At 70.0% G+C, this 14,505-nt stretch carries 15 protein-coding genes; 6 read left to right on the plus strand and 9 right to left on the minus strand.

The genetic code is table 11. From position 1 onward, the window contains the following. The first annotated feature begins 152 nt into the window (after window positions 1-152). A complete protein-coding gene (locus ACWCRD_RS11150; protein ID WP_450965584.1) occupies window positions 153-1,127 on the plus strand; it encodes a YihY/virulence factor BrkB family protein in 975 nt (324 codons plus the stop codon). Here the strand turns inward: ACWCRD_RS11150 and ACWCRD_RS11155 are convergent. Beyond that, the gene (locus ACWCRD_RS11155; RefSeq protein WP_450965585.1) at window positions 1,072-2,343 is read right to left on the minus strand and encodes a D-alanyl-D-alanine carboxypeptidase family protein; all 1,272 of its coding nucleotides are present in this window, start codon (window positions 2,341-2,343) and stop codon (window positions 1,072-1,074) included. The genes ACWCRD_RS11150 and ACWCRD_RS11155 overlap by 56 nt on opposite strands. A gap of 91 nt (window positions 2,344-2,434) precedes the next feature. Between ACWCRD_RS11155 and ACWCRD_RS11160 the strand changes: the two genes are divergently transcribed. From ACWCRD_RS11160 to ACWCRD_RS11175, 4 genes are all read left to right on the plus strand, one after another. Continuing rightward, the gene (locus tag ACWCRD_RS11160; protein WP_266959238.1) at window positions 2,435-2,674 is read left to right on the plus strand and encodes an SCO4848 family membrane protein; all 240 of its coding nucleotides are present in this window, start codon (window positions 2,435-2,437) and stop codon (window positions 2,672-2,674) included. A 52-nt stretch (window positions 2,675-2,726) separates the two neighbouring features. Beyond that, the gene (locus ACWCRD_RS11165; RefSeq protein ID WP_450965586.1) at window positions 2,727-3,968 is read left to right on the plus strand and encodes a metallophosphoesterase; all 1,242 of its coding nucleotides are present in this window, start codon (window positions 2,727-2,729) and stop codon (window positions 3,966-3,968) included. 216 nt (window positions 3,969-4,184) lie between these two features. After that, entirely contained in the window at window positions 4,185-5,741 is a 1,557-nt protein-coding gene (locus ACWCRD_RS11170; protein WP_450965587.1) for an ABC transporter substrate-binding protein, read from the plus strand. A 95-nt stretch (window positions 5,742-5,836) separates the two neighbouring features. After that, complete coding sequence (locus tag ACWCRD_RS11175; protein ID WP_450965588.1) at window positions 5,837-6,238, plus strand: ATP-binding protein; 402 nt, start codon at window positions 5,837-5,839, stop codon at window positions 6,236-6,238. 14 nt (window positions 6,239-6,252) lie between these two features. Here ACWCRD_RS11175 and ACWCRD_RS11180 read toward each other — a convergent pair whose 3' ends face one another. Next, entirely contained in the window at window positions 6,253-7,701 is a 1,449-nt protein-coding gene (locus ACWCRD_RS11180) for a sensor histidine kinase (protein ID WP_450965589.1), read from the minus strand. Continuing rightward, complete coding sequence (locus ACWCRD_RS11185; protein ID WP_115906323.1) at window positions 7,698-8,387, minus strand: response regulator transcription factor; 690 nt, start codon at window positions 8,385-8,387, stop codon at window positions 7,698-7,700. The genes ACWCRD_RS11180 and ACWCRD_RS11185 overlap by 4 nt, the downstream gene beginning before the upstream one ends. Window positions 8,388-8,553: 166 nt before the next feature. On the opposite strand from ACWCRD_RS11185, the gene ACWCRD_RS11190 reads away from it, so the two are divergent. Then, entirely contained in the window at window positions 8,554-10,962 is a 2,409-nt protein-coding gene (locus ACWCRD_RS11190; RefSeq protein ID WP_450965829.1) for an MMPL family transporter, read from the plus strand. Here ACWCRD_RS11190 and ACWCRD_RS11195 read toward each other — a convergent pair. The 6 genes from ACWCRD_RS11195 to ACWCRD_RS11220 form a co-directional block, all read right to left on the minus strand. Continuing rightward, the gene (locus tag ACWCRD_RS11195; protein ID WP_450965590.1) at window positions 10,955-11,563 is read right to left on the minus strand and encodes a Uma2 family endonuclease; all 609 of its coding nucleotides are present in this window, start codon (window positions 11,561-11,563) and stop codon (window positions 10,955-10,957) included. The two genes, ACWCRD_RS11190 and ACWCRD_RS11195, sit on opposite strands and share 8 nt — an antisense overlap. A 92-nt stretch (window positions 11,564-11,655) precedes the next feature. After that, window positions 11,656-12,396 (minus strand): TetR family transcriptional regulator, encoded by a 741-nt coding sequence (locus ACWCRD_RS11200; protein ID WP_450965591.1) that lies wholly within the window; start codon window positions 12,394-12,396, stop codon window positions 11,656-11,658. An 11-nt stretch (window positions 12,397-12,407) separates the two neighbouring features. Further along, window positions 12,408-12,908 carry a thiol-disulfide oxidoreductase DCC family protein gene (locus ACWCRD_RS11205; protein WP_450965592.1) on the minus strand — a complete coding sequence of 167 codons (501 nt, stop codon included), beginning with the start codon at window positions 12,906-12,908 and terminating at the stop codon, window positions 12,408-12,410. Continuing rightward, window positions 12,905-13,300: a hypothetical protein gene (locus ACWCRD_RS11210; protein WP_099930911.1), complete on the minus strand. Its 396-nt coding sequence runs from the start codon at window positions 13,298-13,300 to the stop codon at window positions 12,905-12,907. Before ACWCRD_RS11210 ends, ACWCRD_RS11205 begins: the two co-directional genes overlap by 4 nt. Window positions 13,301-13,404: 104 nt before the next feature. After that, window positions 13,405-13,815 carry a VOC family protein gene (locus ACWCRD_RS11215; protein WP_450965593.1) on the minus strand — a complete coding sequence of 137 codons (411 nt, stop codon included), beginning with the start codon at window positions 13,813-13,815 and terminating at the stop codon, window positions 13,405-13,407. Between the two features lie 105 nt (window positions 13,816-13,920). After that, window positions 13,921-14,463: a hypothetical protein gene (locus ACWCRD_RS11220; RefSeq protein WP_450965594.1), complete on the minus strand. Its 543-nt coding sequence runs from the start codon at window positions 14,461-14,463 to the stop codon at window positions 13,921-13,923. Window positions 14,464-14,505: the final 42 nt, after the last annotated feature.

The following is a 14,505-nucleotide window of genomic DNA, read 5'->3' on the forward strand; positions in this document are numbered from 1 at the left end:
ACGCTTATGCCCGGAATGGGGGATTAATGGGATGGCGCCCCATGGTGAATCGAGGCGCCCTCGGAGTGCCCGCGCCGGCCGCTGCGCAGCACTGCGCCGGGTTTTCGGGGTACTCGCACATTGGTCTTCCACACCAGGGGGAGAGTCTGATCATGGACTGGCTGAAGAAGCTCCCCGTCGTCGGGCCGCTGCTGGCGCGCCTCATGCTCACGCACGCCTGGCGGTCGTTCGAACGACTGGACAGGGTGAAGTGGACCCGGCTGGCCGCCGCGATGACCTTCACCAGCTTCGTCGCACTGTTCCCGCTGCTCACCGTGGCCGCCGCGATCGCCGCGGCCACACTCAGCACGAAACAGCAGAGCGACCTGCAGCACAAGCTCGCCGAGCAGGTGCCCGGCATCTCCGACCAGCTCGACATCCAGAACCTGGTCCAGAACGCCGGCACCATCGGCCTCATCGCGGGCGCCGCCCTGCTCTTCACCGGCATCGGCTGGGCCGGTTCGATGCGCGAGTGCCTGCGCGCGGTGTGGGAGCTGCCCGACGAGGAGGAGAACCCCTTCCTGCGCAAGGCCAAGGACCTGGGCATCCTCGTCGGTCTCGGCGGCGCCGTCCTCGCCACGATCGCCGCCTCCACCGTCGCCTCCGCGATGGTCGGCTGGATCACCCGGCAGCTCGGCATCGACAACGGCGGCTGGGGCGGTGCGCTCCTTTACATCGCCGCGTTCGCCGTCGCCGTGTTCGCCGACTTCCTGCTGCTCCTGTACGTCCTCACGCTGCTGCCCGGCGTCGAACCGCGGCGCCGCCGTCTGATCGTCGCGGCGTTGACCGGCGCCGTCGGCTTCGAACTGCTGAAGACGCTGCTGAGCGGCTATATGCAGGGCGTGGCCGCGAAGAGCATGTACGGCGCGTTCGGCGTACCCGTGGCGCTGCTGCTGTGGATCAACTTCACGGCGAAGCTGGTCCTGTTCTGCGCCGCGTGGACGGCGACGCCGAGCGAGCAGCACGACCAGGATCAGGGGGAGGGGCAGGACGAGCAGGAGGAACGGGACGAGCAGGGCGTCGGGGCGGACCTCACGGACGGGACGAGCGGCGACGTACCAGATCGGGCAGCGGCCAGCGGCGGTTGACCAGGAACGCGGCCGCCGCGAGCAGCACCAGCACCCCACCGCTTATGGCGAAGGCGACCCCCATGCCGCCGGAGCGGCCCGCGGCCGAGGCGCTCGCCACCGGAGAAGCGGACGCCTTGCCGGCGGCCCCGCCCGCCGACCCGTTCCCACCGGACTGCCCGCCCGACTGCGCGGCGCTCCTCGGCGCCACCAGCTCACCCACAGGCCGCACCTTCCCGGCTGCCTGGAAACCCCAGTCGAAGAGCTTGGCGGTCTCCTTGTAGACCTCGTTGTGCTCCTTCTTCTCCGGGTTCATGGCGGTGACGAGGAGCACCCTGCCGTTGCGCTCGGCGACACCGGTGAAGGTCGCGCCCGCGTTCGTCGTGTTGCCGTTCTTGACGCCCGCGATGCCCTGGTAGACGGAGACGTCGGAGTCGCCGGTCAGCAGCCGGTTGGTGTTCTGGATCTCGAAGGATCCGCGGACCGACTTGCCCTCCTTCTTCGTCGTGTCGCCGGGGAAGCTCGCGCGCACCGTAGAGCAGTACTCGCGGAAGTCCTTCTTCTGCAGCCCGGAGCGGGCGAACAGCGTCAGGTCGTACGCGGACGAGACCTGCCCCGGTGCGTCGTACCCGTCGGGCGTGACCACATGGGTGTCGAGGGCCTGCAGTTCCTCGGCGTGCTCGTTCATCTCCTTGACGGTGGTCTCGACACCGCCGTTCATCGCCGACAGCACGTGCACCGCGTCGTTGCCCGAGCGCAGGAAGACACCGAGCCACAGGTCGCGCACGGAGTACGTCTCGCCCTCCTTTATCCCGACCATGCTGGAACCGGCGCCCATGCCCGCGAGGTCGGAGGGCACCACCTCGTGCTCCTGGGTCCTCGGGAACTTCGGCAGCACCGTGTCCGCGAAGAGCATCTTCATCGTGCTGGCGGGGGGCAGCCGCCAGTGCGCGTTGTGCGCGGCGAGCACCTCGCCCGACTCGGCGTCGGCGACGATCCAGGAGCGCGCGGTGATGTCCTTGGGGAGCACGGGCGCGCCGCTGCCCAGATCGACCTGTGTGCCCGGCTGCCCGAGACGGGCGCCGCCCACGGACGACATGTCCGCCGGGGGAGTGGCCGTCGGACTCGGCGAGGGCCTCGGGGCCGCGAAGGCGACGGGCGCGGTCAGCGCGATCGAGGACAGGACGGCGGAGGTGACCAGCAGGGATCGCCTGAGGGTCTTCTGGGGAGCGGACACGGACGAGAAAGTACATGCCACAGGCCGTGAAGTCCCGCCTCCCACCCCACCCCGGACACGGAACGGAACAGGCGGCGGCGATACTGAACGCATGAAGCTCAGCCGCCCGGTCTCCTGGTTCCTGCTCGCCTTCGGGGTGTGGTCCTGGGTCATCTGGGTCACTTTCGTTAAAAATCTCATCAAGGACGGCAGCGGGCTCGCGTTCCACGACGGTCACCCGACGGCGTACTTCTGGGTGCATCTGACGCTCGCCGTCGTCTCCTTCGTATTGGGGACGGTCATCGGGGGCATCGGGTTGCGCGGACTGCGCGCTTTGCGCCAGACCTCATAAGAGCGGGCAAATACACGCAAACGGCAGAACCGGCAACGGGGGTCACGGCACGATGGTCGTCGTCTTCGGGGCATTCGCGCTCCTCGCGCTCGGCGTCCTCGTCGCCGGCAACTGGTACCTGTGGCGCCGTCTGTTCCGCGACACGACCCGGGGCCCGGGCCTCGCGCGCCGCGCGGGTGCGGCGGGAATCGCGGCCGGCTGGCTGCTGGCGGTCGGAGCCGTCGCCGGCGAGCGCGCGGGCGCGCCCTTCTGGCTCCAGCAGGTCCTGGCCTGGCCCGGTTTCCTCTGGCTCGCGCTGTCGATCTATCTGCTGCTGGCCGTCGTGGCGGGCGAGGTGGTACGGCCCCTGCTGCGCCGCCTGTTGGAGCGGCGGGCGCGGCCCACGGCGGCCGTACCGCATGCGCAGCCGGTACCGGCGGGACCCGTACCCCGGCAGGCACCGGAGGCCGAGCCCGAACCCGCGCCGCTCCCGGAGCCCTCGCGCCGCCTCTTCGTCTCCCGTGTCGTCGCAGGCGCCGCGGCCGCCGCCGCCGTGGGAACGGTCGGCTACGGCACCTACGGCGTGCTGCGCGGCCCCGCCGTGAAGCGCGTCACCGTGCCGCTGGCCAAACTCCCGCGCGCGGCGCACGGTTACCGCATCGCCGTGGTCAGCGACATCCACCTGGGCCCGATCCTCGGCCGCGGCTTCGCGCAGCAGGTCGTCGACACCATCAACGCCACCCAGCCGGACATCGTCGCGGTCGTCGGCGACCTGGTGGACGGCAGCGTGAGGAACCTGGGCCCGGCTGCGGCACCGCTGTCGCAGCTCAAGGCGCCCTCCTACTTCGTCACCGGCAACCACGAGTACTACTCCGGCGCGAAACAGTGGGTCGAGGAGGTACGGCGGCTCGGGCTGCACCCGCTGGAGAACGCCCGCACCGAACTGCCCTGGTTCGACCTCGCGGGAGTCAACGACATCGCGGGCGAGAGCGAGGGCCAGGGCCCCGACTTCACCAAGGCGCTCGGCGACCGGGACACGGCACGCGCGTGCGTGCTCCTCGCCCACCAGCCGGTCCAGATCCACGACGCCGTCAAACACGGCGTGGACCTCCAGCTCTCCGGCCACACCCACGGCGGCCAGCTCTGGCCGGGCAACTTCATCGCGGCCGCCGCGAACCCGACCGTCGCGGGTCTGGAGCGCTACGGCGACACACAGCTCTACGTCAGCCGGGGCGCGGGCGCCTGGGGGCCGCCCACGCGCGTGGGCGCACCCTCGGACGTCACCGTGATCGAACTGGCCTCGACGCAGGCCTGAGCCGGGCCGAGAGCCCGATGGAAACCGCTGGCCGAAATCATGTGCCGGTAACCCCGTGGGAGTCCTGTGAAATCTGACGGAAACCCCTTGCGGTAACTTCTTTCTCAACTCGCCAGATTCCTCTTCCCTCAGCTGAAAAACCTGTGATTAGGTGAGCCGCGCCACTAGGGGAGTGGCATGTGGGGTGGGGCCCGTAGGGCCCGGGGAGGGCAACCGATGCGCTCGGTTCGCATGCGGATTCTCGCGACACTGCTGGTACTGGCGGGCGTGGGGGTCGGCGGCTGGCAGCTGCTGCCGTCGCAGGGGAACACCGACAGGACCATCGAGGTCGGCACGACGGACGAGGTCACCTCGCTCGATCCGGCCGGCGCCTACGACGCGGGGTCCTGGGCGTTGTTCAGCAACGTTTTCCAGTCACTGCTCACCTTCGAGCCGGGCGGCACCGCGCCGGTGCCCGACGCCGCCCGCAGCTGTGACTTCGTCGGCAGTCAACCGACCACCTACCGCTGCACGCTGCGCACGGGACTCGCCTTCCCCAGCGGCCGCACGATGACCGCCGAGGACGTCAAGTACTCCTTCGACCGCGTCAAGGCGATCAAGTCCGACGTCGGCCCGTCCTCGCTGCTGAGCACGCTCCGCTCGGTCGACGCGAACGGCCTGACGGTCACCTTCCATCTGTCCTCGCCCGACGCCACCTTCCCGTTCAAGGTGGCCACCGGGGCGGGCTCGATCGTCGACAGCCACACGTACCCGAAGAACCACCTGCGCACCGACCCCGGCGCCGACGGCACCGGACCGTACGAGCTGACGTCGTACACCAAGGGCAAGAAGGCGGCCCTCACGCCGAACACGCACTACCGGGGCGCCGTCCAGAAGACGGGCCGGCCCGTCGACCTGCTCTACTACGTCGACTCGGACGCCCTCGACAAGGCCTGGAGCGCGAAGCAGATCGACGTCGCCACCCGCCAGCTGCCGCCCAAGGTCCTGTCCCGGCTCTCGGCGAGCGACCCGAACCAGCGCCTGTCCGAGTCCGACAGCGCCGAGACCCGCAACCTCTACCTCAACACCCGCGCGAACGCGCCCCTGCACGACACCAGGGTCCGGCAGGCCCTGGCCTGGCTGATCGACCGGGAGGAGCTGGCCGCCACGGTGTACCAGGGGACCGTCGACCCGCTGTACTCGCTGATCCCGACGGGCATCACCGGCCACACCACCTCGTTCTTCGACGCCTATCCGAAGCAGGACGCCAAGAAGGCGAAGGCCCTGCTCACCGCCGCCGGTGTGACGACGCCGGTCCGCTTCACCTACGGCTACGCCGAGAACCGCGGCTCCTCCGAGGCGGAGGCCCAGGCCATCAAGACGCAGCTGGAGGCGAGCGGCCTGTTCAAGGTGACCCTCAAGGGCTACGGGTGGACCTCCTTCCAGGAGGCCTGGGCCACCGGCAAGCTGGACGCGTACGCCGTCGGCTGGGTCGCCGACTACCCGGACCCGGACACCTTCGGCGCACCGCTCGTCGGCACCAGGGGAACCATGAACACCGGCTACAGCAACAAGGCCGTCGATCAGCTCATCCAGGCCAGCCAGCGGTACGCCGACCGCGGCGACGCCGCCTCCGACTTCAGCACGCTGCAGCGGGACGTCGCCCACGACGTGCCGGTCATCCCGCTGTGGCAGGGCAAGGAGTACGTCCTCAGCACCGAGGACGTCGGCGGCAGCCAGTATCTCGACGACGGCACCGGTGTGTTCCGGCTCTGGAGCCTGGGCTGGATCTGACGCTTCTCACGGCGTTGACATTCGCCCCGGTGACGTCGGACGCTCACCTGACGCGGGACCGTGTGGCGGAGGTGTGCGCGGGGTGAGGAGCAAACGTGTTGAGACGCAACTCGTTCCGGCTGCCCCGGCATCCGGCATCCGTCGGCCTGGCACGGCGCCGGGTGCGGGACCATCTGGCCGACTGGGGGCACGGTCCGCACGATCCGGCGCTGGCCGACGCGGTGCTGCTGGTGTCCGAGCTGGCGACCAACGTCGTACGCCACGGACCGCTCCACGAGCGGGAGTTCGAGGTGGCGGTGACCGCTCTCGCCGACGGCTCCTGTCTCATAGAGGTCTCGGACGAGGGCCGGCTCGAGCCCCGATTACGGCTGGTGGGCGAGGGGGACGAGAGCGGCCGGGGCCTGCATCTGGTGGAGACCGTCGCGGCGGCCTGGGGGGTGTGGAGCAGAGGGCACCACGGCAAGACGGTGTGGGCCCTCGTCATGGTCCACACCTGAGCACCGCCCGGTAGTCACGGCCGTACCGCCGTCCGGGACGGCAGGGTGACCGTCACCCGCAAGCCCTCGCCCGGCGCTGTCTCCACCGTCACCTCACCGCCGTGCGCCTCCACCACCCCCTGCACGATCGCCAGGCCAAGCCCGCTGCCCGCGCCGCCGCCGGCCCGGAAGAAGCGGTCGAAGACCCGTGCCGCGTCCTGCTCGCACAGCCCCGGCCCCTCGTCCGCGACGCACAGCCGCACCACCGCGTCCTCTCGCTCCACACCCAGCCGCACCGCCACGTCCGCGGGCGTGTGCGTGCGTACGTTGCCCACCAGATTGCCCAGCACCTGTCTGAGCCCCGACTCGTCGGCGTGCACGTGTACGGCGCCTTCGGCCGCGACCTTGATGGGCCGGTCCGGCTGCTGCGCCCGCAGGTCCTCGGCCGCGTCCCGCACCAGACGGCTCACGTCGACATTCCGGAAGCGCAGTTCGGGTTGCTGGTCGAGCCGGGCCAGGGTGAGCAGTTCGTCGACGAGCCGTCCCATGCGGTCCGTCTCCGCCAGCACCCGCTCCCAGGCCCGCTTGCGCTCGTCCGGATCGCTGAGCATGCCCTTGTCGTACAGCTGGAGATAGCCGCGTATCGCGGACAGCGGGGTGCGCAGTTCGTGCGAGGCGTCGGCGACGAAGCGGCGCAGCTGGGCCGCGCTGTGTTCGCGTGTGCGGTGCGCCGACTCGACCTGGTGGAGCATGGAGTTGAGGGCGAGCCGCAGCTGTTCGACCTCCTCGGTCGGATGGTGGCTGGAGGGCACGCGCCGGGTCAGGTCGCCCTCGGCTATCGCCGTCGACGTCTCCACCATGTCCTCCAGTGGCCGCATCCGGCGGCTGACGCTCATCATCGTGAGCCAGGCCAGCAGCACCAGCAGCAGCGAACCGATGGCCAGGTCCAGCTTGAGGGCCTTGAGCATGCCGTGGTGCAGGGCGTCCGTGGAGGTGGCGAACAGGATGTATGTGCCGTCGGCGAGGCGGGTCGCGGTGGCGCGGTAGCGGGCGCCGTGCACCCTGATGTCGTGCGGATCGGCGGCCGCGGCGAGGGCACGGGGATCGTCCACCGCGCTCGCGAGAGCGCGCTGGGTGTCCGTCGGCGCGAAACGGGCCAGCGAGACCGGCCTGCCGTGCGCGTCGACGGCGGTGAGGATCGAGTCAGGGCGGGCCCGTTCGTCGTGCTGCGGCAGGAACCGGTCGCGGACGATCGCCAGGGCCCCCAGCGCGTCGATCTGGTCCATGGTGAGCGAACCGCCCAGCGACTGCCGGGTCTTGTTCAGTTGGGCGTCCACCTGGTTCAGCAGGTAGTACCGCATGCCCATCAGGCTGACCGCGGTCGCCGCGACGATGCCGAGGGCCAGCAGCGCGACGTTCGCCAGCGTCAGCTTGGCGCGCAGCGAATGGATGCCGCGCTCGCAGTGCGGCCAGCGGATCCTCATGCCAGTCCGTATCCCACACCGCGCCGCGTGGTGATCACCGGCGGGCCGAGCGCGTCCAGCTTGCGCCGCAGATAGCTGATGTAGGTCTCCACGACGGTCGACTCCGGCGGTGTGTGCTCGTACTGCCAGACATGGCGCAGGAGTTGCTCCTTGGGCACGATCCGGCCGCCGTTGCGCACCAGGAAACGCAGCAGGGCGTACTCGGTGGGGGTGAGCTCGACGGAGCGGCCCGCGCGGTGGACGCTGTACGTCGTCTCGTCCAGCTCCAGGTCGCCGTAGCGCAGCGGGGGCCGCTGCGGCAGGACGTCGGCCGTGCGGGTGCGCCGCAGCACCGCGGTGATACGGGCGACGACCTCGTCGATGTTGAACGGCTTGGTGATGTAGTCGTCGCCGAAGCCGAGGGCGCCGACTATCTCGGCGGGCGAGTCCCGCGCGGTGAGGAAGACCAGCGCCAGGTCGGGCCGCCTGGCGCGCAGTTCGCGCCCCAGGGCCCGCCCGTCGCCGTCCGGGAGCATGACGTCGAGCAGCGCCGCGTCGGGCCGGGTGCGCTCGGCGAGCGCGAGGGCCTCGCGGACGGTGCCCGCGACCATCACCTCGAACCGGTGGTAGCGCAGGGCGATGGCGAGGACGTCCGCGATGCTCGGCTCGTCCTCCACCACCAGCACGGTGCCTGGAGCCGTCGTCATGACCCCAGTATCGGGCTGGCCACTGACAGCGGGGCCGGATCTGTCTTTGGAGTTCCTTGAGAGTCATGGGCATTCGGGTCCACGCCAGTGCGGCGCCCCCAATCCTGTTGCCCAGGACCTGGGGGACCGACCGACGACCGACAAGGAGCGTTGAATCGTGGCGGCATTGGCACGGTGGTGCTATCGGCACCGGCTGGTGGTCCTGTTGCTGTGGGTGGGGGCGTTGTTCGGCCTGGGCTTCTCGGCCTCGACGGCGGGCACGAACTACGCGAACGTCTTCTCCCTCCCGGACACGGACTCCAAGAGCGCGTACGACCTGATGCAGAAGGCCTTCCCGAACACCTCGGGCGACACCGACACGGTGGTGTGGAAGGTCGACCGGGGCTCGGTGCAGGACCAGGCGGTCCGGTCCCGGATCACGCCCGCCCTCGAAAAGATCGCGAAGATGAACGGCGTCGGCGCGGTCAGCAGCCCGTACGCAGGCCCCCGGGGCGCCGCGCAGATCAGCGGTGACGGCAAGATCGCGTACGCCCAGCTGACCTTCGCCAAGCGCGCGAACGAGGTGCCCAAGGACCTCGTCCAGAACGTCCTCGACACCGCACAGGGCGCCAGGAAGAGCGGTTTGCACGTCGAATTGGGCGGCCAGGCCATCCAGCGCGTCCAGCAGCCGCCGCAGGGCCTGTCGGAGACGGTCGGCATCGTCGCCGCGGCCGTCGTGCTGTTCCTGGCCTTCGGCTCGTTCTTCGCGATGATGCTGCCGATCGCCATCGCGGTCTTCGGTGTCGGCATGGGCCTGTTCTCCACCCAGCTGCTCAGCCACACCACCGACATCCCGGACATCGCCCCGCTGCTCGCCTCCCTGATCGGCCTCGGTGTCGGCATCGACTACGCGCTGTTCATCGTCACCCGGCACCGGCGCGGCATCCTGCGCGGCCTGGACCCCGAGGAGTCGGCGGTCACGGCGCTCAACACCTCGGGCCGGGCGGTGCTGTTCGCGGGCGGCACGGTCTGCATCGCGCTCGCCGGCATGCTCGTGACACAGCTGCGCTTCCTGGACGGCGTGGTCATCGGCACCTCGCTGACGGTCGTGCTCAGCGTCATGGCCGCCACCACCCTGCTCCCGGCCCTGCTCGGCTTCCTGGGCCCGCGGGTGCTCAGCCGCCGCCAGCGCCGCAGGCTCGCCGCCGACGGACCCGAGCCGGAGCGGGCGAGCGGCCTCGCGGCCCGCTGGTCGACCAACGTAGAGAAGCGGCCCCGCAGGATCGCCGCCCTCGCCCTGGTCGTCATGGCCGTCCTCGCCATCCCCGTCCTGTCGCTCCGCCTCGGCGCCACCGACCAGGGCAACGACGACGCGTCGACGACCACCAGGAAGGCGTACGACCTGCTCGCCGAGGGCTTCGGCCCCGGCTTCAACGGCCCGCTCCAGGTGGTCACCCGGAGCGGCGACACCGCCACCCTGGTCAAGGGCATCGAAACCACCCCCGGCGTGGCCCGCGTGGCCGCCCTGCCGCCCGCGCAGGGCGTGACGGTCATCCAGGTCGTACCGAAGACGTCGCCGCAGTCCAAGGAGACGGACGACCTGATCGACGCCCTGCGGGACACGGTGATCCCGAAGGCCGGGGCCGAGGCCCACGTCGGCGGCGTGACCGCGGTCTCCAAGGACTTCGCATCCGTCACCGGCGACCGGCTGCCGCTGTTCATCGCGACGATCATCGGCCTCGGCTTCCTGCTCCTGCTGATCGCCTTCCGCTCCCTGGTGGTGCCGCTGACGGCCGCCCTGATGAACCTGATCGCCGCGGCCGCCTCCTTCGGCGTCCTCGTCGCGGTCTTCCAGTGGGGCTGGGGCCTGGACCTGCTGGGCCTCGGCAAGGAGGGCCCGATCAACGCCTTCCTGCCGGTCATCATGCTGTCCCTGCTGTTCGGCCTCTCGATGGACTACCAGGTCTTCCTGGTGAGCCGGATGCACGAGGAGTGGGTGCACACCCGTGACAACGCCCGCGCGGTCAGGGTCGGCCTGGCGGAGACCAGCCGGGTCATCAACTCCGCGGCCCTGATCATGGTCTGCGTCTTCATGGCCTTCGTGCTGAGCGGCGACTCGGGGGCGGCGATGGCGGGCGTCGGCCTGGCCGCCGCGGTGGCCCTGGACGCGTTCATCCTCCGTACGGCACTGGTGCCGGCCGCGATGCATCTGCTGGGCAACTCCAACTGGTGGCTGCCGGGGTGGCTGGAGAAGCGGCTTCCGCACCTGGCGGTGGAGCCGAAGGAGGAGGCACTCGATGCGCCGTCGGCCGCGGACGGTCCTGCCTCAGTGGTCCACGGCTTCATCCGCACCGCCGACGGCGAACCGGTGGACGGCGCCTCCGTGACGCTGCTGTCGAAGGGCGGACGGCAACTGGACCGGGTGAGGTCACTGGCGGACGGCTCGTACATCCTGTCGGCGCCCGCGCCGGGCACCTATCTGCTGGCGACGAGCGCGACGTCGTACGGCTCACGGGCGGCACAGGTCATGGTGACGGACGGGCCGCTGGTGTACGACGTGGAGCTGGCGGAGGGGGAGGTGGACGCGGTCAATTAGCCTTCTTCTGTGCAGCCTTGAGGATCTGGTCCACATCGAGGCTGACTTTTGCGCCGATGGAGTCGGGCAGGACGACGATCTCGCCGGGGGTGTGAGGACGGTGGTACTGGTACTTCCCCCCGGTGGGGTCCGTCAGGACGTGGAGGCGATCGTGCTTACGGTCGACGACGACGTAGACGGGGACCTGGGCCTCGGCGTATGCGGCGACCTTGGTCTTCAGATCGGCCTTCCAATTGCTTGAGGTGACCTCCAGAACGAGGCGGAAGCAGACGGAGTCATAGCAGTTGTTCTCGATGTAGTGCTCATCGAGGTCGGCATCAACCACGGACAGGTCCGGAATCGCGTAGTCCTCCGTACCGGTCGGCAGCCAGAGACCGATGCCCTGGACCACAAGGGAGTCCGCGCCGTGCAGACCGGCGTTCAAAAAGGGCAGCATGAGGTCGGTCAGGGCCACGGCGTGCGGGCCGTCCGGCGGCGGGGACACGAGGATCTGGCCTCCGATGATCTCGACGCGATACCCCGGAAGGCGGTCCATGAGCCGGTTGGCCTCCGCAATCAGCGGACGGTCGCCGTGGGGCCGCTCGACGGATGCTGCGGACATCACGTGCCTCCTGTGGGCTGGTGTCGAGAGCATCATCGTAGGCAGGTGAGGACCCGAACGTCCCGTTCAGGTCCCCTTCACCCAATCGTGGATCATGACCGCTCGCCGCCCCCCGGCTGCGGCAGCGCCTTCGTCATCCCCGGCAGGAAGTCCGTGAACAGCTCGTGCACCTCCCGCACCAGCGGGCGCAGCACCCGGAACCTCGCCAGCGACACACCACGGGCCGTCAGCCGCGCGCCCCGCTCGGCCAGCCGGTAGCTCCGCTCCCGCCCCTCGGTCCGGTCGAAGATCCAGTACAGGACGAGACCCATCTGGGAGAGCCACATCAACTCGGGCAGCACGTCGCGCAGTTCCTCCGGCACCTTCGTCTTCGTCGCGCCCGCCAGCACCTCCCGGTGGACCGAAATGGCCTCCACGCGCGCGTGCTCCGACTCCTCGGAGAACGGGCTGAGCGGACTGTCCGGGTCGGCGGCGTTCTTGAAGAACTGCACCGCGAACTCGTGGTACGGCGTGGCGATGTCCAGCCACACCTTCAGGACGCCCGCGAGCCGCGCCTCCAGATCGGTCTCCCGGTCCAGGACCTCCCGGATCGCCACCCGGTGCTCGGCGGCGAGCCGGTCGTAGAAGCCCTGGATCAGATGTTCCTTGCCGGCGAAGTAGTAGTAGGCATTGCCGACGGAGACCCCTGCCTCCTGGGCGATGGCCCGCATCGTCGTCTTCTCGTAGCCGCGCTCCTGGAACAGCCGCATCGCGGTCTCCAGGATCAGCGCACGGGTCTGCTCGGACTTGCTGGGGTTGCCGCCCTCGTCGGGGCCGTCGTTCTTCGCAGGCACGGAAAGAGAGCCTACGGGGTGACACAGGAGCCGCCGTCGCAGCCCGGTGCGCTGTACGTCCAGCCCTGGCCCGGGTGGTACGCCCACCCGTCCGCACGGCGGTACACCTGTCCGCCCCACTGCTGTCCGCCCCACTGGGCGCCCCGCCACTTCGCCGCCGCGAGGACCGCGCCTCTGGCGAGCTTCGCCCCCGACGGGGTGCTGAGCCGGTGCGCCAGAGGGCGGTGCTCGCGCAGCGCCCACAGGGTGACGATCCAGGCGGCGGCGGACCGGTAGACCTGGCCCGCGTCGCCGACCACGGTGATCTCGTCGAGGGTGGCGCCGTGGTCGAGGCCCGGGAAGCGCCGCCGGGCCGCTTCCGAGGCCGCGGGCACGAACTCCAGCGGCACGAGCTGCGGCTGCCGTACGAGCCAGTCGCGCAGGAAGCCGCAGAGCGCGCACTCGGCGTCGTACAGGACGGTGAGCCGGCGGACCGGGACCCGGTCCGCCTTCGCGGCGCTCACGTCGCTCACGCCCCGACCCAGTCCTGCGGCGCGACCGGCGGCACCTGCTCCCGCTCCAGCATCCCGCGCCGCCGGATCTTGTTGAGGACGTACACATTGCCCAGGTGCATCACCCCGAGCACCAGCAGCACCACGCCGAGCTTGGTCGACAGGGCCTCGAAGATCCCCCGGGTGTCCTCGATGGTCTCGTCGCCGCTCAGATACAGGGCGACGAAGCCGAGGTTGACGAGGTAGAAGCCGACCACCAGGAGGTGGTTGACGGCCTCGGCGAGCTTCTCGTTCCCCTTCAGCACGTCGGCGAGGAAGATCCGCCCGTTGCGGCTGAGCGTGCGGGCCACCCAGATGGTCAGCGCGATGCTGACCAGCAGGTAGATGACGTAGGCGATGACCGTGCGGTCCATGCCCCCACCCCTTCTTGAACGCGTTCAAAACGCTGACAGGGATGACTGTAGACCTGTTTTTGAACACGTTCAAGCCGGATGGGGCATCGTGGATGGGGCAGCCCTCAGGGGCGGCGGCCGAGCTCCGGGCGCTTGCTGTAGTCGGTGAACCCGATGACGTTGCCCCAGGGGTCGGCGATCTCCGCGGTCCAGCCGGTGGCGACGGAGAAGGGGTCGTCGAGGAGCGGGATGCCCGCCGCGGCGAGGGAATCGGCCGCTTTCCGTGCGTCGGCCACCTCGATCCACACGCGCGGCGAGGGCCACGGCGGCGACCGGTGCCCCAGTTCCTCCTCCTGGCGCAGCAGAATCCCCGGTGTCTCGACCCCGACCTTCAGCAGGGCGATCCCGGCCTCGTCGAACCGGAAGCCCACCGTGAACCCGGCGCGCCGGTAGAAGTCGACCGCCACGGAGAGATCCCCGACGGGCAGCAGCACGTTGTCGAATCCGAGCAGTTCGTACGACTGGTCATCTGACATACCGTCAGAATAGGAGCGGTGGAGCGCACCCGTGCGGACCGGCCGTGCGGGGTCACTCATTGGGGCGAGCGACACCGTCCCCGGGGGCGTACGAAAAAGGTCGGATCACATGCTGCTCAGCGAACGGGCGTAGTTGATCTGCCCCATGACCTGGGCGAAGTACTGCGGGCCGAAGGCCGGGATCATCGTCGAGTGGTGTCGGCCGGCGCTCGTCACGGTGACCTGGATGTAGCCGGTGGTCTTCTTCTCCTTCATCAGGAGGAAGAGCAGGCCGAGGAGGCAGAAGACGAAGAAGACGATCGCGAGCACGATGGCGTGCGTCGGGATCTTCTCCTCGGTGTGCGACATGTCGGTGGCGTTCCACACCGCGCCGCGCAGGGGGAGGTTGCCGGCGGGCGTGATGATCTGGTCGCCCATCACCGTGATGTCCCCGATGGACAGGAGCGGGGCGCCGCCCACGGGGGCGGGGCCGGCCGACTGCTGGGGGAAGCCGTGGGGCGGTGGGGCCGGCTGCTGTGGATAGCCGTACGCCGGGCCGGGGTTGGGGTATCCGTAGCCGGGCGGCGGGGTCGTGGGAGGCTGCGCGGGCGGCGGGGTGCCCGGGCCCCACTGGCCCGCTCCGCCGCCGTACGGATTCTGCTCGGTCACGCTGTCGTCCCCCGCTTTCCACGCCGTGAACCAGCCCTGCGG

The organism is Streptomyces sp. NPDC002092, assembly GCF_053593775.1.